This is a genomic window from Pseudarthrobacter sp. LMD1-1-1.1, from assembly GCF_040676255.1.
GTDB lineage: Bacteria > Actinomycetota > Actinomycetes > Actinomycetales > Micrococcaceae > Arthrobacter.
On the sequence record NZ_JBEGHP010000025.1, the window covers coordinates 169,408 to 194,049 of the forward strand.

Annotated in this window: 24 protein-coding genes and 1 riboswitch; of the genes, 10 read left to right on the plus strand and 14 right to left on the minus strand. The window is 68.0% G+C overall.

All coding sequences use genetic code 11. From position 1 onward, the window contains the following. Positions 1 to 5: 5 nt before the first annotated feature. From MRBLMD1_RS19510 to MRBLMD1_RS19520, 3 genes are read right to left on the minus strand one after another with little or no spacing between them, the layout of a single operon-like run. Complete coding sequence (locus tag MRBLMD1_RS19510) at positions 6 to 2,525, minus strand: HAD-IC family P-type ATPase (RefSeq protein ID WP_364402745.1); 2,520 nt, start codon at positions 2,523 to 2,525, stop codon at positions 6 to 8. 24 nt (positions 2,526 to 2,549) lie between these two features. Further along, positions 2,550 to 3,410 carry a universal stress protein gene (locus tag MRBLMD1_RS19515; RefSeq protein ID WP_364402748.1) on the minus strand — a complete coding sequence of 287 codons (861 nt, stop codon included), beginning with the start codon at positions 3,408 to 3,410 and terminating at the stop codon, positions 2,550 to 2,552. Positions 3,411 to 3,465: 55 nt separating this feature from the next. Next, entirely contained in the window at positions 3,466 to 3,924 is a 459-nt protein-coding gene (locus MRBLMD1_RS19520; protein ID WP_159631853.1) for a pyridoxamine 5'-phosphate oxidase family protein, read from the minus strand. A 271-nt stretch (positions 3,925 to 4,195) separates the two neighbouring features. Here MRBLMD1_RS19520 and MRBLMD1_RS19525 point away from each other — a divergent pair, with 271 nt between their 5' ends. Further along, complete coding sequence (locus MRBLMD1_RS19525) at positions 4,196 to 5,848, plus strand: GAF domain-containing sensor histidine kinase (RefSeq protein WP_364402752.1); 1,653 nt, start codon at positions 4,196 to 4,198, stop codon at positions 5,846 to 5,848. Positions 5,849 to 5,867: 19 nt separating this feature from the next. Here MRBLMD1_RS19525 and MRBLMD1_RS19530 read toward each other — a convergent pair whose 3' ends face one another. Continuing rightward, positions 5,868 to 6,542, minus strand: a complete 675-nt coding sequence (locus MRBLMD1_RS19530) for a response regulator (RefSeq protein ID WP_159631855.1) — start codon at positions 6,540 to 6,542, stop codon at positions 5,868 to 5,870. A gap of 248 nt (positions 6,543 to 6,790) precedes the next feature. On the opposite strand from MRBLMD1_RS19530, the gene MRBLMD1_RS19535 reads away from it, so the two are divergent. Further along, positions 6,791 to 7,303 carry a universal stress protein gene (locus tag MRBLMD1_RS19535; RefSeq protein ID WP_224026198.1) on the plus strand — a complete coding sequence of 171 codons (513 nt, stop codon included), beginning with the start codon at positions 6,791 to 6,793 and terminating at the stop codon, positions 7,301 to 7,303. Between the two features lie 123 nt (positions 7,304 to 7,426). Here the strand turns inward: MRBLMD1_RS19535 and MRBLMD1_RS19540 are convergent, their stop codons facing one another. From MRBLMD1_RS19540 to MRBLMD1_RS19580, 9 genes are all read right to left on the minus strand, one after another. Continuing rightward, positions 7,427 to 7,966 carry a hemerythrin domain-containing protein gene (locus MRBLMD1_RS19540; RefSeq protein WP_364402756.1) on the minus strand — a complete coding sequence of 180 codons (540 nt, stop codon included), beginning with the start codon at positions 7,964 to 7,966 and terminating at the stop codon, positions 7,427 to 7,429. After that, positions 7,963 to 8,277: a DUF3040 domain-containing protein gene (locus MRBLMD1_RS19545; protein ID WP_159635445.1), complete on the minus strand. Its 315-nt coding sequence runs from the start codon at positions 8,275 to 8,277 to the stop codon at positions 7,963 to 7,965. Before MRBLMD1_RS19545 ends, MRBLMD1_RS19540 begins: the two co-directional genes overlap by 4 nt. Positions 8,278 to 8,317: 40 nt before the next feature. Continuing rightward, the gene (locus MRBLMD1_RS19550) at positions 8,318 to 8,575 is read right to left on the minus strand and encodes an SHOCT domain-containing protein (RefSeq protein WP_275180210.1); all 258 of its coding nucleotides are present in this window, start codon (positions 8,573 to 8,575) and stop codon (positions 8,318 to 8,320) included. Between the two features lie 141 nt (positions 8,576 to 8,716). Further along, positions 8,717 to 11,593 carry a cation-translocating P-type ATPase gene (locus MRBLMD1_RS19555; protein WP_364402759.1) on the minus strand — a complete coding sequence of 959 codons (2,877 nt, stop codon included), beginning with the start codon at positions 11,591 to 11,593 and terminating at the stop codon, positions 8,717 to 8,719. A 17-nt stretch (positions 11,594 to 11,610) separates the two neighbouring features. After that, positions 11,611 to 12,609 carry a polysaccharide deacetylase family protein gene (locus MRBLMD1_RS19560; RefSeq protein WP_364402762.1) on the minus strand — a complete coding sequence of 333 codons (999 nt, stop codon included), beginning with the start codon at positions 12,607 to 12,609 and terminating at the stop codon, positions 11,611 to 11,613. A 43-nt stretch (positions 12,610 to 12,652) separates the two neighbouring features. Further along, entirely contained in the window at positions 12,653 to 13,120 is a 468-nt protein-coding gene (locus MRBLMD1_RS19565) for a universal stress protein (protein WP_159631859.1), read from the minus strand. 74 nt (positions 13,121 to 13,194) lie between these two features. Next, positions 13,195 to 14,811 carry a DUF4389 domain-containing protein gene (locus tag MRBLMD1_RS19570; protein ID WP_364402765.1) on the minus strand — a complete coding sequence of 539 codons (1,617 nt, stop codon included), beginning with the start codon at positions 14,809 to 14,811 and terminating at the stop codon, positions 13,195 to 13,197. A 73-nt stretch (positions 14,812 to 14,884) separates the two neighbouring features. Continuing rightward, positions 14,885 to 15,751: a universal stress protein gene (locus MRBLMD1_RS19575; RefSeq protein ID WP_159631861.1), complete on the minus strand. Its 867-nt coding sequence runs from the start codon at positions 15,749 to 15,751 to the stop codon at positions 14,885 to 14,887. Between the two features lie 109 nt (positions 15,752 to 15,860). After that, positions 15,861 to 17,006, minus strand: coding sequence for an AI-2E family transporter (locus tag MRBLMD1_RS19580; protein WP_236560779.1), 1,146 nt, complete (start codon positions 17,004 to 17,006; stop codon positions 15,861 to 15,863). A gap of 100 nt (positions 17,007 to 17,106) precedes the next feature. Here MRBLMD1_RS19580 and MRBLMD1_RS19585 point away from each other — a divergent pair, with 100 nt between their 5' ends. The 4 genes from MRBLMD1_RS19585 to MRBLMD1_RS19600 are packed head-to-tail and all read left to right on the plus strand — an operon-like array spanning position 17,107 to position 20,498. Further along, positions 17,107 to 17,538 carry a hypothetical protein gene (locus tag MRBLMD1_RS19585; RefSeq protein WP_224026189.1) on the plus strand — a complete coding sequence of 144 codons (432 nt, stop codon included), beginning with the start codon at positions 17,107 to 17,109 and terminating at the stop codon, positions 17,536 to 17,538. Between the two features lie 51 nt (positions 17,539 to 17,589). Then, complete coding sequence (locus MRBLMD1_RS19590; RefSeq protein WP_159631863.1) at positions 17,590 to 18,114, plus strand: mycothiol transferase; 525 nt, start codon at positions 17,590 to 17,592, stop codon at positions 18,112 to 18,114. Beyond that, a complete protein-coding gene (locus MRBLMD1_RS19595) occupies positions 18,107 to 19,054 on the plus strand; it encodes a ribonuclease Z (protein ID WP_364402968.1) in 948 nt (315 codons plus the stop codon). The genes MRBLMD1_RS19590 and MRBLMD1_RS19595 overlap by 8 nt, the downstream gene beginning before the upstream one ends. Beyond that, positions 19,038 to 20,498 carry a protein adenylyltransferase SelO gene (locus tag MRBLMD1_RS19600; protein ID WP_364402771.1) on the plus strand — a complete coding sequence of 487 codons (1,461 nt, stop codon included), beginning with the start codon at positions 19,038 to 19,040 and terminating at the stop codon, positions 20,496 to 20,498. Before MRBLMD1_RS19595 ends, MRBLMD1_RS19600 begins: the two co-directional genes overlap by 17 nt. A 108-nt stretch (positions 20,499 to 20,606) precedes the next feature. On the opposite strand, the gene MRBLMD1_RS19605 is transcribed toward MRBLMD1_RS19600, so the two are convergent. After that, positions 20,607 to 21,452, minus strand: coding sequence for a C40 family peptidase (locus MRBLMD1_RS19605; protein ID WP_364402773.1), 846 nt, complete (start codon positions 21,450 to 21,452; stop codon positions 20,607 to 20,609). 3 nt (positions 21,453 to 21,455) lie between these two features. Further along, a riboswitch (cyclic di-AMP (ydaO/yuaA leader) is annotated at positions 21,456 to 21,627 on the minus strand. 252 nt (positions 21,628 to 21,879) lie between these two features. Here MRBLMD1_RS19605 and MRBLMD1_RS19610 point away from each other — a divergent pair. From MRBLMD1_RS19610 to MRBLMD1_RS19625, 4 genes are read left to right on the plus strand one after another with little or no spacing between them, the layout of a single operon-like run. Continuing rightward, positions 21,880 to 23,235: a coiled-coil domain-containing protein gene (locus tag MRBLMD1_RS19610; RefSeq protein WP_364402776.1), complete on the plus strand. Its 1,356-nt coding sequence runs from the start codon at positions 21,880 to 21,882 to the stop codon at positions 23,233 to 23,235. 21 nt (positions 23,236 to 23,256) lie between these two features. Then, positions 23,257 to 23,616 (plus strand): TraR/DksA family transcriptional regulator, encoded by a 360-nt coding sequence (locus MRBLMD1_RS19615; RefSeq protein ID WP_275180204.1) that lies wholly within the window; start codon positions 23,257 to 23,259, stop codon positions 23,614 to 23,616. Continuing rightward, positions 23,613 to 24,143 (plus strand): DNA alkylation repair protein, encoded by a 531-nt coding sequence (locus MRBLMD1_RS19620; RefSeq protein ID WP_364402779.1) that lies wholly within the window; start codon positions 23,613 to 23,615, stop codon positions 24,141 to 24,143. The genes MRBLMD1_RS19615 and MRBLMD1_RS19620 overlap by 4 nt, the downstream gene beginning before the upstream one ends. Before the next feature lie 20 nt (positions 24,144 to 24,163). Next, positions 24,164 to 24,610 carry a DUF1810 domain-containing protein gene (locus MRBLMD1_RS19625; RefSeq protein ID WP_224026184.1) on the plus strand — a complete coding sequence of 149 codons (447 nt, stop codon included), beginning with the start codon at positions 24,164 to 24,166 and terminating at the stop codon, positions 24,608 to 24,610. Positions 24,611 to 24,642 lie beyond the last annotated feature (32 nt).

A 24,642-nucleotide genomic window follows, 5' to 3' on the forward strand; every position in this document is an offset into this window, starting at 1 on the left:
CCTGCTCATCTGGATACCGGACCATCGCGGTGCCCGGCATTTCCACCATCCGCTTCCCGGGATGCCGGTTCCAGAGTCAAAGGTCCCAGCCCCGGCCCATCGGCGGCGGCGGGCCGGCGGCGGGTCAGACGGCCGATGATTTCGATGGCCGCGCACCCTGCCGCGGCCACTGCAACCGCGGGCACCAGCAGCCCGGCTGGCGGCCAGTCCACGCGGAAGAACTCCTGCGTCAACGGCACGGTGAACAGCAGGACCAGGCCCGCGTACATCCCGGCGAGGATCAGGACCTTGGTCAGGTTGAGGGGACGGGATGCCATCACCAGGATCCACGCCGCCACCAGGCCCAGGGTCACGGTGGCCGCCGATTGCGCGGCTTCCTGGCTGTGGCCGCTCCAGATCTGGGCATAGCCGCTGACCGCGAGGACGCACAGGGCTCCGCAGATTCCTGCCGGTACGGCGAAGGCAAGCGAGCGCCGGAGGAATCCCGGTGCGTAACGCTGGCCGCCGGGCTGCAGGGCCAGGAAGAACGAAGGCAGGCCAATGGTCAGTCCGTCCAGCGCGGACAGTTGCCGGGGAAGGAACGGAAAGGCCAGCAACAGGATGCCGGTCACTATGGAGATGACCGTGGCGTAGACGGTCTTGCTCAGGAAGACCAGGGAGACACGCTCAATGTTGCTGATGGCCCGGCGCCCCTCATCCACCACCGCCGGCAGCCTTTCGAACCGCCCGTCCAGGAGCACAAGCCGGGCCACGGCTTTGGTCGCCGGGGAGGCCGAGTCCATGGCGATGCCCAGGTCCGCCTCCTTGAGGGCCAGGACGTCGTTCACCCCGTCCCCGGTCATGGCCACCGTGTGCCCCCGCCGTTTCAGGGCCTGGATCAGGTCCCGCTTCTGGGACGGCGTCACGCTTCCAAAGAGGTCGCAGGCTTCCACCGCCTCCTCCAGCTGGAGCCGGTCCCGGGGCAGTGTGCGGGCGTCATAGGCAGCACCGGAGCCAAAACCCACCGCACCTGCCAGGGCCGCCACTGTCCGGGGATCATCACCGGAGATGATCTTGACGGAAACCCCCTGGCGCCGGAAATAGTCGAGCGTCGCGGCGGCATCACGGCGGATGCTCTCGCGGAAGGTCAGGATCATGACGGGCACCAGGTCCGTGGGCAGGCCACTGTCCGCGGCGCCGGACGGCAAAGGCGCCGGAAGGTGGGCCAGGGCCAAAGTCCGGAGGCCGGTGGAGGCGAGGGCGGCGGCCTTGCCATGGGCCCGGGCGCTTCCGGCAGAACCGAGCACCGCATCCGGTGCTCCCAGGATCCAGGTGCCGGATGCGGCTGACTCCGGCCCGAACGTTGCCGAACTCCACTTCCGGGCTGACGAAAACGGAACGGAATCCTGCTCCTGCAGCGGTCGCTGGACGGGAAAGGCTGCCCCGATGGCAGCGGCGGTACTGCTGGCGTCCGCATTGGCGCCGAACCATTCCAGGGCTGCCCGCCAGCCGGCCGCCCGGGCTGTGCCGGCATCGTGGATGGCGTCGAACACGATGGAACCGGAGGACAACGTGCCTGTCTTATCGAGGCAGAGGACGTCCACCCTGGCCAGGACCTCCACCGCGGCAAGTTCCTGGATGAGGACCTTTTGGCGGGCCAGGCGCAGGCCGCCCACGGCAAACGCCACACTGGTCATCAGGAGCAGGCCCAGGGGAATCATGGCCATGATGCCTGCGATCGCCCCCACGGCGGCCGGTATCCACCGCCCCGACCCGAGCGCGCCAGCCCATCCGCCCTGGTCCTGCATCTGTGCGTTGGTGAGGAGCAGGGCCGTGGGCAGGAGCAACCAGGTGATGACGGTAAAGACTTTTTCCAGGCCCCTGCGGATCTCAGACGTGACCAGGGAAAACCGTCGTGCTTCGGCGGCCAGCCGGTAGGCGAACGTGTCCGGCCCTACCCGCAGCACCGTGGCCCGGCCGTTGCCTGCCAGGATCAGCGACCCGGACAGCAGCACCGCGCCGCCGGTTTTGGGGACGGGCTCCGACTCGCCGGTCAGCAGGGACTCGTCCACCTCAAGCGGGCTGTCGCCCAGAAGCAACAGGTCCGCCGCGACCTGGTCTCCGGCGTTGAGAACAACGAGGTCGTCCGGCACCAGATCTTCCGAGGAAATGCTTTCCCTGGTCCCGTTCCTGACCACCGTGCTCCGGGCAGCCTGCAGAATGGCCAGCTGGTCCAGCGACCGCTTGGCCCGGTACTCCTGGACGATGCCGATCAGCGAATTGCTGATGGCTGACAGGCCGAAGAGCGCATCACGCCACTGGCCAAGGAACAGGAGCAGGATGAAGCACCCGCCCACCACCCCGTTGAAGAGGGTGAACACGTTGGCCTGGACGATTTCACGGACGCTCCTGCTGGTTGCCGTGGGCACGCTGTTGATGCGGCCGGAAGCGGTCCGTTCGCGTACTTCGGCCGTGGAGAGCCCGTCCCGGGCATGGCGCAGGTCCATTCCCGGGACCGGCGTCCCGTTTTCCCCGGCGGGTGGCATGGTGCGGCCAGGCAGCAGGCCCGGTCAGCCGTTGTGCTTGTGCATGCGGGTGATCACGGTGGGGCACGGCGGCTGGGTCAGCACCGCGTGCGCCGTGGAACCCAGCACGAGTCTTTCGAAGCCGCCCTTTCCGCGGCTGCCCATGACCAGCAGCCGGGCGCCTGCGGCAGCCCGGAGCAGGGCGTCCGCCGGCTCCAGCACGGTTTCCATCACGGTGTGCACCACCAGGTCCGGATAGTCCTGCCGGAGTCCCGCCTCGGTTTCGGAGAGCACGATCTGCTCTTCCTCGACCACATGGGTGGCAAAGCTGCTCTGCGGGAGCCCGGCCGCGATCCACCGGTTGGGGCCGGTGAAAGCGTAGAGCACCGTCAGTTCCTCACCGAGCGCATCAGCTTCGGCGGCCGCGAACGCCACTGCCTGCGTTGACTCCCGCGACCCATCCACGCCAACCAGGATGCCGCGGCCCTCCGCCTGGCCCTCACCGATGACAGCAACGGGGCACTCAGCCGTGGCAGCCGCCTGCAGCGCGCGGTCCGTCAGCGCACCGCGGTTGTGCCCGCTGGTGCCCAGGACAAGCATGGAGGCGTTCCTGGAATAGTCACCCAGTGCCGCCCCCACTCCTCCTTCGAGGAGCTGGAGCGAAATCTGCAGGCCGGGTTCCGCGGCGACGGCTTTTTCGCCGGCCTCCTTCAGGAGGCCCAGGCCTGATTCACGCAGGACTTCGAGGTAGGGAAGCACTTCCGCCGCCATCCACCGGTCGTCCACAACGTTCACGACGGCGAGGGGACACTTGAGCCGGTTGGCCCGGGCTGCTGCCCACAACAGGGCGGCATTGGACGCCGCAGTGTCTGAGATGCCGACGGCGATTGGCTTGGCAGGTGCCATGGGAAACCATCCTTTGGGGGGGTTCTGGTGAGGGGTGTCAGGTCGGGCTGGGTGGCTAGTCTGCGGTGGGCTCCCGCGGCGGCCACCAATGGGTGGGAGCGGCGATCACGAACCTCCGGCCGGTGATCTCCTCCGGCGTGATCCGGATCAGGATATTTTTTCGACCCGGCTGCCAGGGGGACAGGCCCGCCTCCATGGCATCCCTGGTTTCCTCTTCATCGGACACCACCATGGCATGGCCCTTCAGGACGACGCTCCAGGCGATGGTGCCGTACTGGTTCATTCCGTCCGCCTCGACGGCGACCGCTTTCCGGTCCGTCAGGGAAGCAAGCTTTGTTCCTTCGCCGGTACGCATGAGCAACGTGCCGTTGGTGGGGACAAAATTCACCGGGTAGTTCTCCACGGTGCCGCCGTCGGTGAAGGCAATCCTGCAAAGGGACGTTGACCGGAGGTATCGCCAGCAATCGTGGACGCCGAGTTCCTTGATTTCCGGTTCTGCCGCTGCGCTGTTCATGGCCGTAGCCTAGGGCGGCCGGATCGCGAGGGATAGGGAAGAAGGTCCCGCACCCCGTATGCCCCCCATTACCAAGCTCACTGAGGGTATTTTCCCCCCGGCTCTCCTAGAATGGGAGGCGAAGCGTCTTCATGCCCAGGTGAAGGCGGCACTGGGGGCGGAGGCCGGCACTTCCGTTTCGTGCACTTAGACCGCGCCAAGGACCCGCAGCGCCGCAGGTTCATGCCGCAGGAGGTGGGACGTGAGCACTGAGCGGCCTTGGCACTCTCTAATGAGGGATCCGGTGGAAGACCTGCAGCGGGACTTCACCGTCCGGGGAGATGGCCTGCCGGACAACCAGGAGCGGATTAACGGCCTGTTGGCCGCGGTGGTGGCCCTCGCCGAGGACCTCAGCCTTGAAGCCGTCCTGGACCGCCTGGTGCGGTCCGCCTGCGCCCTGGTGGGCGCCAAGTATGGAGCCTTGGGTGTCATCGGCGAGGACCGCCGGTTGAGCCACTTCATCACTGTGGGCATCGACGAACAAGACATCCGTTCCATCGGCGAACTGCCCACGGGTAATGGCGTCCTGGGCCTGCTCATCCGTGACCCAAAGCCGTTGCGCCTACACGACCTCGGCCGGCATCCCATCACTTCAGGTTTTCCCCCGAACCACCCGCCCATGCGGACCTTCCTGGGCGTCCCCGTCCGCGTCCGGGATGAAGTGTTCGGAAACCTCTACCTGACCGAGAAACGGGGCGGGGAGGACTTCACCGTGGAGGATGAGGACCTTGCCGTTGCCCTGGCGGCCGCGGCCGGCGTGGCAATCCAGAATGCCCGCCTCTTTGAAAACAGCAGCCGCCGCCAGAAATGGCTGGAGGCAGGCATGGAGCTGAGCAGCCGCCTGATCATGACCTCGCAACCGGGGGACGCGGGCAGCCTGGACGCCGTTGCCGAGACGGCCTTGAAGGTGTCCGATTCGGCGCTTGCGGTGATTGCCGTGCCGGCGGGCGATGGTGCGCTGCGGTGCAGGGCCTGCCTTGGCGTGCAGGGCCTCCAGACAGGCCAGGAACTGATAGCCTCCGAGGCGGTCTCCGGCGTGATCCAGAACGGCGGGTCGTTCGTGGCACAGGACCCGCGGCAGGTTTTCGAAGACAAGATGGCAGAGAAGCTCGGCTCCGTCCTTGTGTTTTCGCTGGGGCACAGCGCCGGCGACAACGGGGTCCTCCTGCTGGCCCGCGCACATGGAGCGCCCGCATTCAACCAGGCTGAGGCGGAATCCAGTGCCATCTTCGGGAGCCGGATTGGGCTGGCGCTGGACCTGGCGCGGGTGAATGCCCTGCGTGAACAAAACCTCCTGTTCACCGACCGGGAGCGGATCGCCCGGGACCTCCACGACCTGGTGATCCAACGCTTGTTTGCTGCCGGACTCAGCATCCAGACCCTGCGCCGCTACACCCTGGACCCGGTGGCGCACGAACGGATTGCCGCCGTGACCACCGAACTCGATGACACCATCCGAAAGCTCAGGGACACCATCTACTCGCTCAGGACCGCGGATGAGGAACGCGAACCCCTGACGGGCCGTATCCTGCGCGTGGTCCGGGAAAGCTCACGCAGTTACGCCGTCACTCCCAAGGTCTCCTTGGACGGACCGGTCGATTCGATCGGGGAAGACGTGGCTGTCCATTTGTTGTCGGTGGCGTCAGAGGGCCTCAGTAACGCTTTGCGGCATTCCGGCGGAGACGAAATCCAGGTCTCGGTCGCCGTTGGCCAGGACCAGGTGGAGCTCCTCATCAGTGACAACGGCCACGGCTTCACCGAACCTGTCCAGGTAAGCGGCCTTGCAAACATGCGCAACCGCGCCGGGCAACTGAAGGGCAGCTGCGTCATCGAGAGTGTCCCCGGCGGGGGCACCTGCGTGAAATGGTCCGTGCCGCTGGCGTAAGTCCCGGCCAGGGTGCGGTTCAGGCAGAGTCCGTGGAGCTCTTGGTAACGTACACGGCGGCTTGTGTCCGGCGCTCGAAGCCCAGTTTGGCCAGGATGGACGACACGTAATTCTTGACGGTCTTCTCGGCCAGGAACAGGTCATCGCCGATCTGGCGGTTGGTCAACCCCTGGCCGATCAGGGCCAGCACCTTTTTCTCCTGCGCGCTCAGGCCGTCCAACCGGGGGTCGGTGGGCACCGTGGACAGCCCCGCAATGATCTGCTGTTCGACTCCCGGATCAAAAAGGGACTCGCCCGCAGCGGCCCGGCGGATACCCGCCAGGAGGTCATCACTCCTGATTTGCTTCAGGATGTACCCTGACGCGCCGGCCAGGACCGCCCCACGGAGGGCCTGTTCGTCGTCGTAGCTGGTGAGGATCAGGCAGCGCAGCCGGGGATCGAGTGAACGCACATCCCGGCAGACCTCGATCCCGGTGCCGTCCGGAAGCCGGCCGTCCAGTATGGCGATGTCAGGGTGCAGGGCGGGGATGCGCCGCGTGGCCTCGGCCGCCGATCCGCTCTCGCCGACCACAAGGAACCCTTCGCCTTCCAGCAGGTCCTTCAGCCCCTGCCGGACAAGTTCGTGGTCATCAAGGATGAACACGCGGACCTGCCCGGAAGATCCTGCCGCTTCATCAGCCCCAGTTTCATGCATCTGCACCGAACGCTCCCAAAATCTTCACCACCCCGTCCCGCCTGCGCGGGCCAGGCCCCGGAAGGGCCTGGGTCCCATTGTTCCCTGCCGGGCGTTGTGCCGGAAGGGACCAAAGTCCGCCGGGCACCCCATGTCGCTGCCGGTGCTGCGCATGGCACCATGGCACTGGTGCACCCGTGATGACCTTTGGCCCTGTTCGAGGCAGCGGTTCAGGGACACGCTGGGGTGGGACGGCGACAGGAGGCAACGTGGCAACAGCAGGGAACGGGGCAGCGGTGCCTGCTTCCGATCGGCCATCCGATCGGCGCCCCAGGATCATTGTGGGGGTGGACGGCTCCGAGGCATCCGTCGCCGCGCTCCGGGTGGCCAGCGCAATGGCGGAACCCATGTCCGCGCCGGTGGAGGCCTGGGCCTGCTGGGACGTTCCAGCCGGTTACGGCGTGTATTTGGCCGTAGGGATCGAGGGGTTCAAGTATGCCGCCCACCAGGTGCTGGAGCAGGCGCTGGCGGACGCTTTCGGGGAAGTGCCGGCATTTGTGCATCCACGCCTGGTGCGCGGCAAGCCCGGCCCCGCGCTGATCGACGCGAGCCGCAACGCCTCGCTGCTGATTGTCGGCAGGAGGGGGCATGGAAACTTCGTGCCCGGGTCCGTCAGTTCCGCGTGCGTGAGCCACGCGCACTGCCCTGTGCTGGTGGTGCACGCCCCGGAGGCTGGAGCCGGCGACAATGCTGCCCAGGCCCAGTCTGCTGTGCTGCCCTGACTGGTGCCTGGCGCTGCGGTGACCTGACGCCCACGGGCCCTGGCCCCGGGAGACGGGCCCTGGCTCCGGGAGCCGGCCCGCCGCCGTCGTCCGTGTGCCCGCGTGTCCGTGTGCCCGGTTGTCCTAGTGTCCGTGGTGGCCCTGCCCGTGGTGGTGGGCCGCACCTTCCCCCACCAGTTCGTGAAGTCCTTCGACCGCCTGGGCGAGTGACAGGCCAGGGGATGCGACGACGAAGGGCATCAGGAGCCGGTTCTCCTTGTCCAGGTGGAGGGCGAAGATCCGCTGGATGGCGCCGGCTGCCACCGCTGCAGCAACGCCATCGGCCGTCCTGAGTTCATCGACCAGGCCCACGATGACCTGATGCTCGGCCAGCATGCCGTCCACCAGCATGCCGTCCACCAGCAGCCGGGCCTCCGGCATGCCGTGCGGCCCACTGTAGAGGGGTCCTTCTTCTGCCAGCGCGTGCGGCACCAGCTCCTTGTCGCACCAGTCCAGCAGGGCGGCCTGCGTTTCCTGCCCGGCGCCGGGATCGCCCGCCTCCACGGCCTCCGTGAGCAGGCCCACCAGACCGTTCAGGTGCCACAGCATGTCGGCGTGGTGCGCCTCGACTGCCTGCAGCGCCTGGGCCTCGGCGGAGGCATCCTTTCCGTTCACCGCGTTCATTCGCTGTTGCCTTCCAGTTGGGTGACATGCCGGTTCGTGGTGCGCAGGGACCAGCGGAGGTCCTTGATTGCCCAATAGGCAGCCCCGTTCATCACCGCAAAACCTGCGATGCCCAGCAAGGGGACCCGGACCACCAGCCCAAGAAGCAGGAGGCAGGCGCCCACTGCGACAAGGACGAGCCCCCGCCGGAAGCGGGTACGGAGTGTCAGCGCAAAGGCATCCTTGTTGAGCAGGGCTGCCAGCTTGGGGTCTTCCGCTTCCAGACCGTGGCTGATCAGGTCGAGTTCGCGTTTTTCGAATTCAGAGAGCATCGCTGCACCCCACTGTCCATTGCCTGCGGGAGCCGCGGACTCAGGTACCCGGGTGGCCGCGCAGGACGGCCAGCCTGTTCTGGTACTCGGCAGCGTCGATCTCCCCGCGGGCGAAGCGCTCAGCCAGGACGTCTTCTGCCACCCGAGGGGGTTGAGGGTGGGCACCGTACGGGGAGGGTGCCCGCAGGGAACGGGCCAGCAGGACAATGCCGGTGATAATTGCTCCCCAGACCACCACCATGCTGATGCTCATCAGGACATAGCCCCACAGGCCCATGCCGTCGTTCCAGCCGTACACTTCCGCGACCTCCGGTCCACTGAAAGGCGGACGCCAGCCGTCTGCTTTCCGTTCCAGTATTGGGCTCCCGCAGGGGTCCGGGGGAGAGTCATTGGTCCTGTTTCGGCCCGCGGCTGCAGGGCTTTCCGGTGGGACCGGGTCCTAGAAGCCGCGGCGCCGGAGCCGCTTGTCCACGGCGACGGCCAGGGACGCGAGCAGGGCCAGCCCAAGGATCCGCAACCAGGCGTCGGCTCCGATGGGGGCCGTGTGGAAGAGCCCGTTCATCAGCGGTGTGTAGGTGAGGGCCAGTTGGCCGCCTGCCTGGACCAGGACGCCGACGAGGAGCCACCGGTTGCCGAATGGATGGATCCGCCAGGCCGGCCGGGTCAGGGACCGGCAACTGAAAAGGTAGAAAACTTCCACGGCCACGAACAGGTTCACGGCCGACGTGCGGGCCTGGGCAACAGAGGCGCCGGTGGCCACCTCGTGTTCAAAGAGCCACCACGTGCCGGCCACCAGGAGGGCTGAAACGAGCAGGACCCGCACTGTGAGCGCCCACGTCAGCAGGGGGCGGTCCGGTGGGCGCGGCGGGCGGGACATCAGTCCCGGTTCCTTCGGCTCGAAGGCGAGCATCAGGCCAAGGGCGACGGCGGTGGTCATGTTGATCCAGAGGATCTGGGTGGGCAGGATGGGCAGCGTCGCCCCCAGCAGGATGGCCACGAGGATCACCAGGCCTTCGGCCATGTTGGTGGGGAGGGTCCAGACGATGAATTTGGTCAGGTTGTCAAAGACGTTCCGGCCTTCTTCAACAGCCGCCTCGATGGTGGCAAAGTCATCGTCCGTCAGGACAATGTCCGATGCTTCCTTGGCCACTTCCGTTCCGCTGCGCCCCATGGAGATGCCCACGTTTGCCTGGCGAAGGGCGGGTGCATCGTTGACGCCGTCCCCGGTCATGGCGGCCACGTGTCCGCGGGACTGCAGGGCACCGATGAGCCGAAGCTTCTGTTCCGGTGAAACCCGGGCGAACACCGTGGCCCGCTCTACGGCCTCCGGCAGCCGGTCCGCCGGGATGGCATCGAGGTCCGCCCCGGTCAGGGCTGTCCCCGCGGCGCTGTCAGCAGCCAGCCCCACGGCCGCTGCCACCGTGACGGCGGTGCGCACGTGGTCCCCGGTGATCATCTTCACGCCCACGCCTGCGCGCTGGCACGCCTTCACCGAGGCTGCGGCTGCTTCCCGCGGTGGGTCGTGCATCGCGTGAAGCCCGGTCAGGGTCATCCGGCCCCGCAACTCCGTGGCGGAGAGGGGGCCCGAACCGGCGGGAAGGCTCATCATGGCCGTGGCAAGGACCCGGAGCCCGTCGTCCGCGAGCGCGTGGGCTGCACCGAGCACGGCGTGCCTGCGAACGGGCCTGCCGGCGCCCTGGCCGTCCATTTCGTGGGCGCAGAGCTCCAGGACACGTTCCACGGCGCCTTTCACGAACACTGTGCCGCCGTCCTCCGGGAGCGTGGATGCGTGGAGGGTGGCCATGAACTGCCGCTCGGACGTGAAGGGCAGCTCTGCCTGCCGCGGGTTGGCAGCCAGGAAGTCCTGCACCTTGATGCCGGCCTTTCCTGCCGCCACAAGCATCGCGGCCTCCGTGGGATCACCGCGCACCTGCCAGCCGGACCCCTCCCTGCGGATGCTGGCGTCATTGCAGGCTGCTCCGCCCAACAGCGACCACTGCAGCGCATCATCCTTGGGCAGCGCAGCATCCCCGGGGTGCGTGGCGCCGCCGGGCTGCGCGGCACCGCCGGGACGTGTCACACCGGCGGCCAGGTTCCGGCCGTCCGGGTGCTGTGGGGCGGGGTGCTGTCCGGCCGACGGGGTGATGTGTCCTTCCGGCCCGTAGCCGGAGCCTGTCACGTCGTACCACCCGGAGGGCGTCCACAGCGCACGGATTGTCATCTGGTTCTCGGTGAAGGTTCCCGTCTTGTCCGAGCAAATCACCGTGGTGCTGCCCAGCGTTTCCACCACGGGCAGCCGGCGCACCACGGCACGGCGCCGGGCCATGCGCCGCACGCCGATGGCAAGCGTGACCGTCACTGCGGCGGGAAGTCCCTCGGGGATGGCCCCCACGGCCAGGGCGACGGCGGCCGTGAACATCTGTCCCGGCCGTTCGCCATGTGCCAGTCCGGCGAGGAACGCCACGGCGGCGAGGGCCAGGATGGCGACGGTGAGGGTGGTGCTGAACCGTGCCAGTTTCAAGGTCAGCGGCGTGGCCACGGGCCGGACGGCACCCATGAGCCGGTGGATTTCGCCGAGTTCGGTTTCGCCGCCGATGGCCACCACGATTCCCGCACCGGTTCCCGCGGTCACCAGAGTGCCGCTGTACAGCATGTTCCGCCGGTCCGCCACGGGCGTGACCTGGGGCAGCACCACCTCGTCCTTGGCTACGGGATCGGATTCGCCCGTCAGTGCGGATTCGTCCACCCGCAGGGCGGACAGGCGTACCAGGCGGAGGTCGGCCGGTACCTTGTCGCCGGCTTCCAGCAGGACGAGGTCGCCGGGGACCAGGTCCTCGGACGGGACATGCTTCCGTTCGCCGCCGCGAATCACGGCCGCATGCGTGCGGACCAGTGAATGGAGGGCATCCAGGGCCGCCTCTGCCCGGACCTCCTGGACGAAGCCGATCAGCGTGTTGACCAGGACCACTGCAAGGATCACGGCGGAATCAAGGAATTCGCCCAGGAAGACGGTGACCACGGCAGCGGCCAACAGCACATAGACCAGCGGATTGTTGAATTGGCGTCCGAGTTTGCGCGCGATGCCTGCGCGCTGTGACCGCGGCAGCTCGTTGACGCCGAACTGGGCACGCCGGCGCGCCACCTCTTCCTGGTCAAGGCCCCTGGCGGCATCCGTCTCAAGCAGCAACACCACCTCGTGGACGGGCAATCCGTGGTGGGCCGTATCCCCGGCGTCTCCGGGTCCGGTGCCACTGCCGGACGGGTCCGGCTGCCGGGCCGTCACGTGGCTGTTCCGGGAGGGCCTGTGCTTCGCCACGGGTGCCGCCGCCCTGATCAGTGTCCCAGCATGGCGTCGAGGGTGGCGAAACCGTACCCCGCGGCCGTGATGCGGTCGATGACCTGGGGGAGGGCGTCGGCGTCCAGCGTCGTCCCGTCGTCGGGGTTGGACCCGATGTGCATGAGGACGATTTCGCCGGGCTGCAGCCCTGCCAGGACGCGGTCGGCCACCGTTTGGATGCTGGCGCCGCCGCTGGTGCCTTTCCAGCCGAGGGTGTCCACGGTCCACCTCACGGACACGTACCCCAGGGTGTTGACCGCCGCGATGGTGCGGGTGTCGCGTTCGCCGTAGGGGAACCGGAACAGCGGCCTGGGGTCGGCCCCGGCAGCCAGGATGGCCTCCTCGGCGCCGCGCACCTGCTGCGCGATCAGGTCATCTCCCAGGCTGGTGAACCCCGGATGGGTCATCGAATGGTTTGCCACACGGTGCCCGGCGGCCACGATCTGCGCCTCGGCCTGCGGGTTGTTCGCCGCCCAGTTGCCGGTCAGGAAGAAAGTCCCGGCAACGCCCCGGGCGGCAAGGGCCGACAGGATTTTCGGCAGCCCTGCCGCGTTGGCTCCTGCATCGAAGGTCAGGGCCACGACACGGCCTGCCCCGGGAATGACGGTCAGGTCCTGGCCGCGGAGGGATTCCGGAAACGGCGCCGGCCGGGCCGGTTCCGGAGGCTGGGCCGGCGCTTCAGGCGGCTCCGGTTCGGGAACCGGTGGCACTGGCACCGGCGGAACGGTCACAGGTGGCTCGACCGGAGCCTGGCCTGCTTCGGGGGTATCGGTTTCCTGCGGCTCCTCTGCCGGCGGGGAACTGCCCGGGGCCGGCGGACTTGTTGGTCCCGGCAGCGGCGATGGGAGCGCCGGTGATGGGGACGGGGAGGCCGACGGCGGCCCGGACGTGGGTGCCGGAGGGAACAGGGCCAGGATGATGGCGAGGACCGCCAGGGCGGCGGCGAGCGCTATGGCGGGCGCCCGTCGTCGTGCGTCACTGGCCGGCACCACCATCACCTGCCTTGGAAGTCAGCCGTCCCTGCCGCCGATGTTCCGTTCAGGAACCCTTGGAACCGTCGGCTTCGGTCTCCGGCGTGTGGACCACAAGGACGGGGCAATGGGCGTGCGCAACGATGGCGGAGCTGACCGAGCCAAGGAGCAGGCCGCCGAACCCGCCGTGTCCCCGGCGCCCCACCACGATCATGTCGGCGTCCCGGCTGGCATCGATCAGCGCTTCCCGGGGATGGCTGCGCACAAGGGTCGAGCTGACGTTGGCCGGTGTCTCGTCTCCGAAGGCCTGCGCCACAGCATCGTCCAGGACCTTCCGGGCCCCCTCCTCGAAGCCCTCGACGCCCATCATCACGTAACCGCTGTACATTTGCGGGTACTCCCAGCAGGCAATGGCCTGGACCTTGGCGCCAAGGGGAGTGGCCATCCGCTGGGCCTGCCGAAGCGCCTCCACGGACGCCTCCGACCCATCGACGCCTACAACGATCCTGGCTATTGGTGCCCCGGCAATGCTCATGTTTGCTCCCTCGTCGGACCCGCGGTGTCAGGCCCATCATGCCTGCAGGCGCGCGGCGGGGCTAGGGCCGAAGGTCATGGCGCACCCGCAGGCGGCACGCCCCCGGTGGGAACCACATCTCCGGGCCCCTCCGGTTCGGTGGCGCCCTGGTCCAGCCGGAACGGCGGATATTCGTCACGCATCAGCGCGGTGTACACCAGGACACGGTAAATCCAGCGGTTGATGCCCAGGATGAAGTCGAACAGCGGCCGCTGGTAGCGGCCGGTGAACAGCAGGATCACTGCCGCTATCAGCACCAGCAGCCCCAGCAGGGACGGCCCGGAGACCCGTTCGTAGGTGGCCCCAAGGACGTTGTCCTCCGACTGCCACCGCCAGACGCTTTCCGTGCTCCCTGCGAAAGCGGCCACCAGGAGCAGATGCGGGATGGACAGGAGCCACCATTTCACCAGGACCAGTCCGCGCGAGAGCCGCTGCGGGTACTCCACGTCAAAATCGGCCGGGTAATTGGCGCGCTTGAGCGTAAACGGCGGGTACAGGTCGGTGCCCACGGCGGCGTAGGCGTAGAAGGCCACGCGCCAGTTCCACCGCAGGACGCCCACGTTGAAGTCGAACAGTGCCCGCGGATAACGGCCGGTAAAGAGGATGGCGAACCCCGCCACGATGGTGGTGACGGCGAACGCGAACCAGAGGAAGAAGAGGAGGATGACATGCGGTATGGCCAGGAACCATTTGACCAGCCACATCCAGCGTGAAAGCCCGGGATCGAGCTCACCAAAGAGCCGCGCGGGGTAGCCGGGGCGGGCGGCAGCTGCCGGGCTGTACTGCTGGGGCGGTGGTGGCGGGACGGTTCCCGGCGTTACGGCCGCTCCCGGCTGGGTCCATGATGCCGGCGTTGTAGAAGGGTAGGGCGGTCCGGCCGCGGCCGGACCATTCATTGACGGTTCCCGATAAACCGGCCCACCCATGCCCGGACCACCCATGTCCGGACCACCCATGGGGCGCCCGCCGTCAGGGCGTGCGGCGTGCCGGCCCAGACCCGCGGCCCCGAAGATGATGAGGGGAACGCCGATCAGCAGGGCGATGATCCCGCCCACCAGCAGGCCCGTGGCTGCCGGCCGGATCAGGTCCGAGCGGAAGCCGGCCTGCGCCTGGACATCAACCCCGGGGGAGGCGTCGGCGTTCATCACCACCACTTCCCAAGCGCCCGGCGTGATGTTCCAGGTGAGCTCCTGCTGTCCCGTTCCCGACGCGGAGGCGGTCCAGAGGCGCTGGTCCGCGGGCGGTGATGCCGGGTTGCCGCCCGGTACATCGCGGTATTCGGCGCGGAACGGCCGCTGGCGGATGTTCAGCAGCTCCGAGTGGTGCACGCCTGAGAGGTACTGTTCGACGTCGGCCTGCCGGCCGATGCCAATGAACACCGGTTTGTCCGGGGTCACTGATTCAACGCGCAGCCGCAGGGTTCCGACGTCGAAGGGCAGCCTGCCGGGAACGTCGTCTCCAATGGCGTCTGCCCGCGGCGAGGTCAGGGCGAATGAACTCACGGAGAAACGCGATGAGCCGGACGTCAGATATCCGTCCCCCTGGATGGTTCCCACCGCCGACGCCACGGCCCCGCCCGCCAGCGCGGCAAGGCCCGGAAGCGTTATCAGGATCCCGAGGATCAGCATGATGATGGCTGCGGGCTTCTTCATGGGGTGAACCTTCCGCGTTAGGTATGCGGGCAGGGCGGTGGGAGGATCAGCGGGCGGTGCTGGGCGGTGCTGCCTAGATGGCGTTCGTTGCTGCCTGGGTCCGGGTGATGATGGTGGGGCAGGGCAGGTGCTTCAGAACCCCGTGGGCGGTGGAGCCCAGCAGGAGGCGTTTGAAGGCGCCCCGGCCGCGGCTGCCCACCACCAGGAGCCGGGCTCCTGCTGCGGCTTCGACGAGGGCGTCCACGGGGCCTTTGTCGGTTTCCAGCCGCTGGTGCACGGTGAGGTCGGGGTAGTCTTCCTTCAGCCCGGCGACGGTTTCGGAGAGGACAACCCGGTCCTCGTCCACGATGAGGTCCGCGAGGGCACCCGGCGTCAGACCTGCATCGATGATGGGATCGGGCACGCTGACGGCGTACACGACCGTGAGCTCGTCTCCCTCGCGGTCTGCTTCAGCGGCTGCGAAGGCAACGGCCTGGGTGGCCTCCGGTGACCCGTCAACGCCCACCACCACTCCCGACCTGCCCTCGAGGTCCTGGGTTCCGACGACGGCGACGGGGACCTTGGCAGCGGTGGCCACCTGGAGGGCGCGGTCGGCAAGGGCGCCGCCGAGGTGGCCGCTGCCGGACCCAATGACCATCATCGAAGTTTTCTTGGAGTACTTGGCCAGGGAGCCGCCCACGCTTCCGGTGAGCAGTTCCGTGGCGGGCGTGATGGGAACCGCTCCTTCCAGGCGCCTGGCGGCGGTCTTGAGGAGTTCCTCGCCCGCCTGCTGGAGGGTTCCGAACCACGGATAGGGTTCGGCAACCCAGCGGTCGTCCACCACATGGAGGACCACCAGTGGCAGGCCCGCCCGGTGGGCCCGGCGGGCTGCCCACAGGACCGCGGCCTGGCTTTGGGCTGAGTCGTTGGTGCCCGCAGCTATGGGTTTTTGCGATGTCATGGCCGCTCTTCCTGCTCGTCGTGAACTGGGGTTTCCTGCCTTTCAAGACTGGCCCCGGCCTTGGCGGCACTCTAGGGCCAAAAGTCACGGAAGCGCTGCTCAGGCGCTTCTACGCTCCCGGTTCTGCCGGAGCGACGGGCTCCGGGCCCGGAGTGTCCTTTTCCGCGAGGGTCTTGAAAATGGTCCAGCCGACGGCGGTGAGCGGCACTGCCAGCAGGGCCCCGATGACGCCGGCCAGGGTGGCCCCGGCGGCCAGGGCGAGGATGATCACCAGCCCGTGGATCCGCAGGACCCGGCCCATGAAAAGGGGCTGGAGGATATGGTGCTCGAACTGGTTGGCGGCCACCAGGATCACCAGGACAATGAGGGCGGTAACCGGCCCGTTTTCCACCAGGGCCACCAGCACCGCGAGGCTGCCGGCGGCGGTTGCTCCGATGATCGGAATGAAACCGCCCAGGAAGACCACCGCGGCCAGCGGCACTGCCAGGGGAACCCGCAGGACCAGGAGCCCGATCAGGACCATCAAGGCGTCAATGGCAGCGATGATGAGTGTCCCGCGGACGTAGCCGCCCAGCACCACGATGCTTCGCCCGGCCGCCAGATGTGCCTTGCCCTGGCGGGTTGCCGGGAGAAACCCGATCAGGAACGAGCGGATCTTCTCGCCGTCCTTGAGGAAGAAGAACAGGATGACTGCCGTCAGGACCGTACCGGCCGCAATCTCACCAGCCGTTCTCAGCCCTGTCAACGCGTCGGCCCCCAGGCTCCCGCCGGCAAGGAACTTCTGGAACTCCTCCCGCGCGGCATTGATCTGGTCGTTCGTCAGCGCCACGGGGCCGGTGGTAACGAACTGCTGAAGTTGGCCTATACCGGCTTCTGCCCGGGCTGCCAGGACGGAGGCCTGCTGCCTGACCAGTGTGATGATGCCTCCCACCACGCCGGCCGCCACTGCCAGGATCACCAGGAAGGAGGACAGGACGGCAAGGGCGCGGGGCCAGCCGCGGGCAGCAAGCCAGCGGACCGCGGGAGCCATGGCCGAGGCCAGGATCAAGGCCACCATCACCGGGATGGTGACCAGGGGAACCCTGGTCGCGGCCGTCACCACTGCCCAGGCGAGCGCCAGCAGGGAGAGCGTCTGGACTGCCCGTATGCTTGCCCGGCCCAGGCCGTCGGTCCACAGGAGGGACATCCGGCCGCTAAAAGACCGCGGACGGGAGCGATCTGCCGCGTCCCCGTCCAGGGGTTCATTGCCTTCCATGGGCTTTCTCCTTGCTGCCGGGTGCACCTGAGGTTCCATCAGCATTAGTTGGTCAGTATGCTTACTATTGTCTGCCCACCGCAACGAGAAAGGCACCATCATGACTGAACAGAACGTCCCGGACGATGAGCTGGAAGTCGTGGAGCAGGACGACGTGCTTCTCGACGAAACTCCCGGCGCGGCGTCGTCCCTGGAACTGGACCCCGTATCGGGGGAGCCTGACAGCTACCCGGGTGCTGCCGAAAACAACCCCGACCGCTGGCAGGAGGACCCCTTGCTGCAGGACGAGGCCCTCTCCGGTGAAGAGGAGGACTTCCTGAGCGACCAGGCGCTGCGGGATGAAAGCGCCCGGGCGCGGTACCGTTCGGGCGATGAGCAGGTATCGCCGGACACCCCCACCCTGGGGGAGGCCGCAGCGGATGTCGATTTTGGGGAAGCCCCCACCGGCCTCGAGGCTGACGGCAGCGACGACGAGGAGAATTTTGGCGGCTCGCCGCTCAGCGAGTTTGAGCCCGACGACCTGGAACGCTAGCAACCCCGCGGGCCGGGCCGGCGTGGCCCGGCCGGCAGGGGAGGGAGACCCATGCAATCCAAAGAACTGCTGCTGGAGTCCTTCGATCGGCTCCCGGGCCTGGTCCGGGAGGCCCTCGACGGGCTGGACGCGGCGCAGCTGCAGCGCCGGCCGGGTGGCAACGGCAATTCCATCGCGTGGCTGATCTGGCATACGGGCCGGGTGGAGGATGCGCAGGTAGCCTCCGCTGCGGGCCTGGAACAGGTGTGGACGGCTGAAGGTTTCGTTAAGCGTTTCGGCCTTCCGCTGGGGGAACGCGACACGGGCTACGGCCACTCCAGTGAACAGGTGGACGCCGTCAGGGCGCCGCGGGAGCTGTTGCAGGAGTACTACGAAGCCGTCCACCGGCAGACCGCCAAGGTCCTGGAAGACATTGCTGATCCGGACCTGGACCGCGTGGTTGACAGGCACTGGAATCCACCTGTGACCCTCGGAGTGCGGCTGGTCAGCATTCTGGGGGACTGCCTTCAGCACATCGGCCAGGCCGCCTACGCCAAGGGGCTGCATGGCGGAACGGCAGGCGCCGGCGGTGCGTGAACTGGTGGTATTGGGCACCGCTTCCCAGGTTCCCACCCGGACCCGGAACCACAACGGCTACTTCCTGCGCTGGGACGGCGAGGGGCTGCTTTTCGACCCCGGTGAGGGAACCCAGCGCCAGATGATCCACGCCGGCGTCGCGGCCGGCCACATCACCAGGATCTGCCTCACCCATGTGCACGGTGACCACTGCTACGGGTTGCCTGGGGTCCTGTCCCGGATGGCCCTTGACGGTGTGCCACACCCTGTCCACCTGCACTATCCGGCGTCGGGTGACCCGGTGGTGCAGGCCTTGGTGGCAGTGGGTTCGCCCGGCATCGACCTGCGGCTCCACCCGCATTCGGGCGCCGGGCCCGTGGCGGACTGCCTGGAGGTGCAGCCCCTGAGGCACCGCATCGAGACCTACGGTTACCAGCTAAGGGAGCCTGACGGACGCACGTTACTGCCGGAGCGGCTCCGGGCGGCAGGAATCGGAGGGCCGGATGTGGGCCGGCTGCAACGCGACGGCGTCCTTGGGGCAGTCAGGCTGGAGGATGTGAGCGTACCCAGGCCGGGCCAGCGCTTCGCCTTCATTATGGACACCGTGCCGTGCCCGGGCGCCGAGGACCTGGCGGACGGGGCTGACCTGCTGGTCACCGAGTCAACGTTCAGTGACGACGACGACGCCCTGGCACGGCAATACCTGCACCTCACTGCCGGGCAGGCCGGGGAGCTGGCGGCCTCCGGCAGGGCCCGCACCCTGGTGCTCACCCACTTCTCCGCACGGTACGGCGACGACGTTTCCGTGCTGGAACAACAGGCGCAGGCACGGGCTCCGGGGGTTACCGTGATCGCCGCCAACGACCTTGACCGCATCCCCGTCCCACGGCGGCGGCAACCAGCGGCAGAGGCTGCGGCCCCAACAACGGCGATAGGGTTGAACCATGACGGCAGCAGCTGAATCCACGGTCACTTTCGATGGCCGTTTCGCCCGGGAACTGGCGGAACTCGCCGTGCCCTGGCAGGCCGAGGAAGCGCCCAGCCCTGAGCTCCTCGTCCTGAACGAGAAACTGGCAACGGACCTGGGCCTCGACCCGCAGTACCTGCGCAGCCCCGAGGGTGTGCGGCTCCTTGTGGGAAACCATGTGCCGGCCGGTGCCACACCCGTGGCGCAGGCGTACGCCGGACACCAGTTTGGCGGGTATTCGCCCCTGCTCGGCGACGGACGGGCCCTGCTGCTGGGCGAGGTCACTGACCGGGCCGGCCGCCTCCTGGACGTCCATCTCAAAGGTTCGGGGCGAACGCCCTTCGCCCGCGCGGGGGACGGCCGTGCCGTGGTCGGGCCCATGCTGCGTGAGTACATAGTCAGTGAGGCCATGCACGCACTGCACATTCCCACCACCCGTTCACTCGCCGTCGTGGCCACCGGCCGGCAGGTCCGGCGCGATGACATGCTGCCCGGTGCCGTCCTGGCGCGGGTTGCGGGCAGCCATTTGCGCGTCGGCAGCTTCCAGTACGCCCGCGCCACCGAAAATATGGACCTCCTGAAGCGGCTGGCGGACCACGCCATCGGCAGGCACTACCCCCACGCGGCGGATGCCGACAACCCCTACCTTGCGCTGTTCGCGGCGGTCGTCTCCGCCCAGGCGGAGCTGGTGGCCCGGTGGATGCTCGTTGGCTTCGTACACGGGGTCATGAACACGGACAACATGACCATCTCCGGGGAAACCATCGACTACGGCCCGTGCGCGTTCATGGATGCCTTCAACCCGGCCGCCGTTTACAGTTCCATTGACGTCGGCGGACGCTATGCCTATGCCAACCAGCCTGTCCTGGCCGAATGGAACCTGGCCCGGCTCGCCGAGGCCATGCTGCCGCTGATTGACCAGGACCAGGAGAAGGCCGTGGCCCCGGCAGTGGAGGTCCTGGGCAGTTTCCGGGGCCACTACAGCCAGGCATGGACCCGCGGGATGACGGCCAAGCTGGGACTGGACAGCGTCGATGAAAACGGCGCCGGGGCCCTGGTGGATGATGTCCTCGACCTTCTTAAGGACGGACCCGTGGACTACACCCTGTTCTTCCGCAACCTGGGCAAAGCGGCCCGCGGGGACCTTCGTCCCGTGCGCGGCATGGTCCTCGACCTGGCCGCCCTCGATGCCTGGCTGGACCGGTGGCAGGCGCTGCAACCTGACCCGGAGCTGATGGACAGCGTGAACCCGGCCTACATTCCGCGGAACCACCTGGTGGAAGAGGCGCTGTCCGCTGCCACCGCCGGAAACCTGGCTCCACTGCAGCAACTGCTGAAGGCGGTCAGCGACCCCTTCACCGAGCGGCCCGGCCTGGAACGCTACCTGCAGGGGGCGCCCGACGACTTCGGCAGCTACATGACCTTCTGCGGCACCTGACCGCAGCGGGCCGCGGGGGCAAAACGACAGGAGGGTGGCAACCGGTATTCCCGGCTGCCACCCTCCTGCTTCGTCCGGGGCCGCCAAGGGCACCGGACAGTGCGAAGACTAGGCTACGCGCACAGCGGAGTAGCCGCCGAGCCAGCTGATGGAGTGCACCTGCGTGTCGAAGCCGTTGACGCCGCCGCTGACAACCTGGCCGTTGCCTGCGTAAACGCCCACGTGGCCGGAGGTGATGATCAGGTCGCCGGGGGCGGGAGCGCCTACAACGGTGCCGTACTGGAAGAACTGGGTGGGGGCCAGGTCGCCCACGGACTTGCCGACGGAACGCAGCGCCTTCTCGACCATGGCGGTGCAATCCTGCTTGACGCCCAGCTGGCCGTAGGCCGAGGCGAGGATCGCTGCGCCGGTGCCGGTGCCGGTGGTTGATGCCACGGGGGTTGCCGAGGCGTAAGACATGTTCATGCCGGTGTTCGCCGGAGCGGTGGCGGCTGCGGCCTGCACGGGTGCTGCTGCAGGGGCCGGCGCCGGGGCTGCGGTGTAGCCTGCGCCCGGAATCTGGATCTGGTCGCCCGGGTAGATGATCGAGGACAGTCCCAGGCCGTTGGCGGACAGCACGTCATTGAGGCTGACGCCGTAGGCTGAAGCGATGGCGCCAAGGGTGTCGCCGGAAACGACGGTGTGGACGTTGCCTGCTGCTGCAGCGGGGGCTGCGGCCGGGGCAGCGGGTGCCGAGGTGGCCTGGACGCCGGTCTGCTCAGTGGTGTCCGGGCCGGATACACCTGCATGGGCCGGGGCGCCGACTCCGAAGGCAATGCCGGACGCTGCAGCAACGGCGAGCGCCGGGCGGCCCAGCGAGCGGGCCTGGGATTTTGCTGTTACGGCGAGGCCCTCGAGCACAATGGAGCGGGCCGGAGTCGCGCGGTGACGGGCTGAAATGGAATTTTTTGACACGGTTGATCGCCTCTCCCATGCCTGCGGGGTGAGCTGTCGGGTTCGGGCTGGAGATACCCGGCCGAAAGCGGCTCCGCGGTAGGCGGAAGCGCATTCGACTTAACCCCTAGGCCACAATATGGCCGTGGAAACTTGGTTCCCCCGTCCCTGCCAACTGGAGCGGTTGGATCCCATGATCAGCGGCAGGGCTCGGCATGCTGACGGGAATGTCCCGTCTGAGAGGGACACCAGTCGACCATAACCCAGGTGCATCGCAATTGTCACATTTGGATAACATACGATGTTCTTCTCTCGCATTGCGCAAACGTCTGGACATTCCAGGGCGTTCCTGGGCGGACCTCTGCTGATACTTTTCCTGTTGAGCACGGTAACAATGTGGAAACAGCAGCCTGCGTTGCGCGGGAATCCGGCGGTAAGCTTCCGGACTATGCCCCTGTTCGTGACCATCGCGAGGCTCCCTTGGCAGGGAGGCCTCCTGGCCCTTGCCCTGGCCGCAGGCACCATGCTGCCGGCGGCGGCCGACGAGCCGCCACCGCCCGGCGGGTATCCCTCCTGGGCGGACGTGCAGGAGGCGAAATCGTCCGAAGCGGCAAAAGCCGCAGAAATCGCCACCATTAATGGACTCCTGACGGACCTTGAGGCGGATTCGGAGGCAGCAGGCGGGATGGCCGTGCGCTCGGCCGCCGACTACGCCGCCGCAGACGCCGCGCTGCAGGCAGCCACCTCCCGCCTGGATACCCTGTCCGCCCACGCCGCCCGTGCCAACGCGGAGCTGGCCCGGCACCGGAAGGACATCGGTGCCCTGGCCGTCCAGTCCTACAAGACCGGCGGTACCAATGCAGGATTCTTCGTCGCGCTGGACGCCCTGGAAACCAACAGCGTCCAGGGGCTCAACCTGGTCAAGCTCGTGGGCGACAAGACTGCCACCCTGGTCGCCAATGCTGCCGCCGCCGAAAAGACGGCCACCGCCCTCACCGAACAGGAAAAAGCCGCCAGGAGCGAGCGGGAACGCCTGTCCGGGGAAGCGAAAGCAAAACTGGACGCCGCACGTTCCGCCCAGGATTCGCTGGCCCGGCGCGTCGCAGAGGAGCAGTGGCACGGCAGCGAGCTGACCGCCCAGCTCGCCACCCTGAAAGGTACGACGGCGGCCATGGAGGGTGAGTACCGCCAGGGCCAGGCCGCACTGGCCGCCTACGAGGCGGCCCAGGCGGCCAAACGTGCCGCCGCTGAGGAGCAGGCCCGCGGGCAGGCGGAGGCTGCAGCCAGGGCGGCCGCAGTGGCAGCCCGGCAGCCAAAGGCGCCCGCACCCGCTGCCGACCCTGGCCAGGCCAATCCGGCACAACCCGGTCCAGCCCCCGGCGCCGTCAGCAATCCCGGCGTCAGCAACCCCGGCCCTCCCGCTCCGGAAGACCCGGCACCGGCCCCGCCAAGCCCTCCCGCCGTCGTCGTGCCTTCTGTTCCCGGCGGTGCGGTGAACGACCCCGCCGGGGCCAAAAGCTACGCGTCCGGACGCCTGCCCGCCTACGGGTGGGGCCAGGACCAGTTCCTGTGCCTGGCCCAGCTGTGGACCAAGGAGTCCAACTGGCTGACCACCGCCACCAATGCCTATTCCGGAGCCTATGGGATTCCGCAGGCCCTGCCCCCGGGGAAGTACGCCAGCGCCGGCGGTGACTGGCTCACCAGCTACCGCACCCAGATCGAATGGGGCCTGGGCTACATCCGCGACCGCTACGGTTCCCCGTGCGCGGCCTGGAACCACTCCGTATCCCTGAACTGGTACTGACTGACGCGTTAGGCTGTCACCATGCCAGATTTCGAACGGTTCCGTGCGCTGCTCGAAGAGGAGCGGGCGCGGCGCCTGGCACTGTTGCCGGCGCTGCGGGCGGACATCGAGGCAGCAAACTCGGCGCGCCAGGATTCCAATGTCGATGATGAGCACGATCCCGAGGGTGCCACCATCGCATTCGAACTCTCACAGGCCTCCGCGCTCCTGAAACAGAGTTCGGCGGGCCTGGACCAGATTGAGGCGGCCCTTGCCCGGCTGGCGGCGGGGACCTATGGAACCTGCGCCGTCTGCGGGGAGCCCATCGCCGAGGGCAGGCTTGAAGCCCGCCCCTGGACCCCGTACTGCATCCGGCACGCGGCGTCCGGGCGCGGGCGGTGACCGGTACGGCGGACGTTGTGTCCGCGGCGGCGGATTTCGTGGACCGGACCCTCCAGAACGAGGGCGCCTGGTACCGGGCGGACGACGTCGGGGCCCGGCTGGGCGGGGTACTGGCCTCTTATGGTTCGTCCGTGGGGGCCGTCCGCGGGACCGTGCGTGATGCGCTGCGGAAGTTCAAGGACCTGGACCATGACGGCACGGTCATGCTGGCGTCCGCCCTGTGGGGTCAGCCGCGGCCCGGTTCCCGGCCGGTGTTCGAGCGCCGGCTGGCAGCGGTGGTGCTGCTGCAGTCACGGGTGCGGCTGCTCCGTCACTCTGACCTGACCCGGCTGGAGGGCTTCCTTCGCTCCGCGCAGGCGGCCGACCTGACCGGGCCCCTTCTTACCGACGTCCTGGTCCCGTTGCTGGCGGGGCTGGGGGAGCGCGAGCGGCAGCGGGCAGGCGTTGTCCTGGCGCGGTGGCGGGAAGACCCCGACCCGCAGCTGCGGGCGGCGGCCGGCGCCCTTGAAAAACACTTGTCCATTTGAAACGTACCGAGGAGATCCACATGAATGAACCGTTTGACCTTGAGCGTTTTGTTGCCGCCCAAAACACCGGCGGAACCTATGAGCAGGCGCTGGGCGAGCTGCAGGTCGGCAGGAAGTCCGGGCACTGGATGTGGTTTGTCTTCCCGCAGATTGCCGGGCTGGGACAGAGCGACACGTCCCGCAAGTACGCCATTTCCTCGCTGGCGGAGGCCCGCGCCTACCTGGACCACGAGGTGCTGGGTCCGCGGCTCCTGGAGTGCGCGCTGGTCCTGGCAAACCACGCCGACCAGTCGGCCGAAGACATTTTCGGCGGAATCGACGCCAGGAAACTCCGCTCCAGCATGACACTGTTCCTCCGGGCGGCGCCCGGAGAAACAGTGTTCAAGACCGTCCTGGCCCAGTTCTTCAACGGGGAACCGGACCCGGCCACGGACGAGCTCCTGGCCGGCCAGGACGCGGCCGGCTGACCTCCGGCGGCTGTCCCGCTGCTGCGGGGAGC

Bases quoted from the DNA above. Each gene is read 5' to 3' on its own strand.
- MRBLMD1_RS19575 (WP_159631861.1), bottom strand. From the start codon at position 15,751: ATGACATCGCAAAAACCCATAGCTGCGGGCACCAACGACTCAGCCCAA.
- MRBLMD1_RS19590 (WP_159631863.1), top strand. From the start codon at position 17,590: ATGCAATCCAAAGAACTGCTGCTGGAGTCCTTCGATCGGCTCCCGGGC.
- MRBLMD1_RS19565 (WP_159631859.1), bottom strand. From the start codon at position 13,120: ATGAGCATTGCCGGGGCACCAATAGCCAGGATCGTTGTAGGCGTCGAT.
- MRBLMD1_RS19600 (WP_364402771.1), top strand. From the start codon at position 19,038: ATGACGGCAGCAGCTGAATCCACGGTCACTTTCGATGGCCGTTTCGCC.
- MRBLMD1_RS19625 (WP_224026184.1), top strand. From the start codon at position 24,164: ATGAATGAACCGTTTGACCTTGAGCGTTTTGTTGCCGCCCAAAACACC.
- MRBLMD1_RS19610 (WP_364402776.1), top strand. From the start codon at position 21,880: ATGCCCCTGTTCGTGACCATCGCGAGGCTCCCTTGGCAGGGAGGCCTC.
- MRBLMD1_RS19545 (WP_159635445.1), bottom strand. From the start codon at position 8,277: ATGCTCTCTGAATTCGAAAAACGCGAACTCGACCTGATCAGCCACGGT.
- MRBLMD1_RS19525 (WP_364402752.1), top strand. From the start codon at position 4,196: ATGAGGGATCCGGTGGAAGACCTGCAGCGGGACTTCACCGTCCGGGGA.
- MRBLMD1_RS19580 (WP_236560779.1), bottom strand. From the start codon at position 17,006: ATGGAAGGCAATGAACCCCTGGACGGGGACGCGGCAGATCGCTCCCGT.
- MRBLMD1_RS19570 (WP_364402765.1), bottom strand. From the start codon at position 14,811: ATGAAGAAGCCCGCAGCCATCATCATGCTGATCCTCGGGATCCTGATA.
- MRBLMD1_RS19510 (WP_364402745.1), bottom strand. From the start codon at position 2,525: ATGCCACCCGCCGGGGAAAACGGGACGCCGGTCCCGGGAATGGACCTG.
- MRBLMD1_RS19540 (WP_364402756.1), bottom strand. From the start codon at position 7,966: ATGAACGCGGTGAACGGAAAGGATGCCTCCGCCGAGGCCCAGGCGCTG.
- MRBLMD1_RS19615 (WP_275180204.1), top strand. From the start codon at position 23,257: ATGCCAGATTTCGAACGGTTCCGTGCGCTGCTCGAAGAGGAGCGGGCG.
- MRBLMD1_RS19585 (WP_224026189.1), top strand. From the start codon at position 17,107: ATGACTGAACAGAACGTCCCGGACGATGAGCTGGAAGTCGTGGAGCAG.
- MRBLMD1_RS19520 (WP_159631853.1), bottom strand. From the start codon at position 3,924: ATGAACAGCGCAGCGGCAGAACCGGAAATCAAGGAACTCGGCGTCCAC.
- MRBLMD1_RS19560 (WP_364402762.1), bottom strand. From the start codon at position 12,609: ATGGTGGTGCCGGCCAGTGACGCACGACGACGGGCGCCCGCCATAGCG.
- MRBLMD1_RS19515 (WP_364402748.1), bottom strand. From the start codon at position 3,410: ATGGCACCTGCCAAGCCAATCGCCGTCGGCATCTCAGACACTGCGGCG.
- MRBLMD1_RS19530 (WP_159631855.1), bottom strand. From the start codon at position 6,542: ATGCATGAAACTGGGGCTGATGAAGCGGCAGGATCTTCCGGGCAGGTC.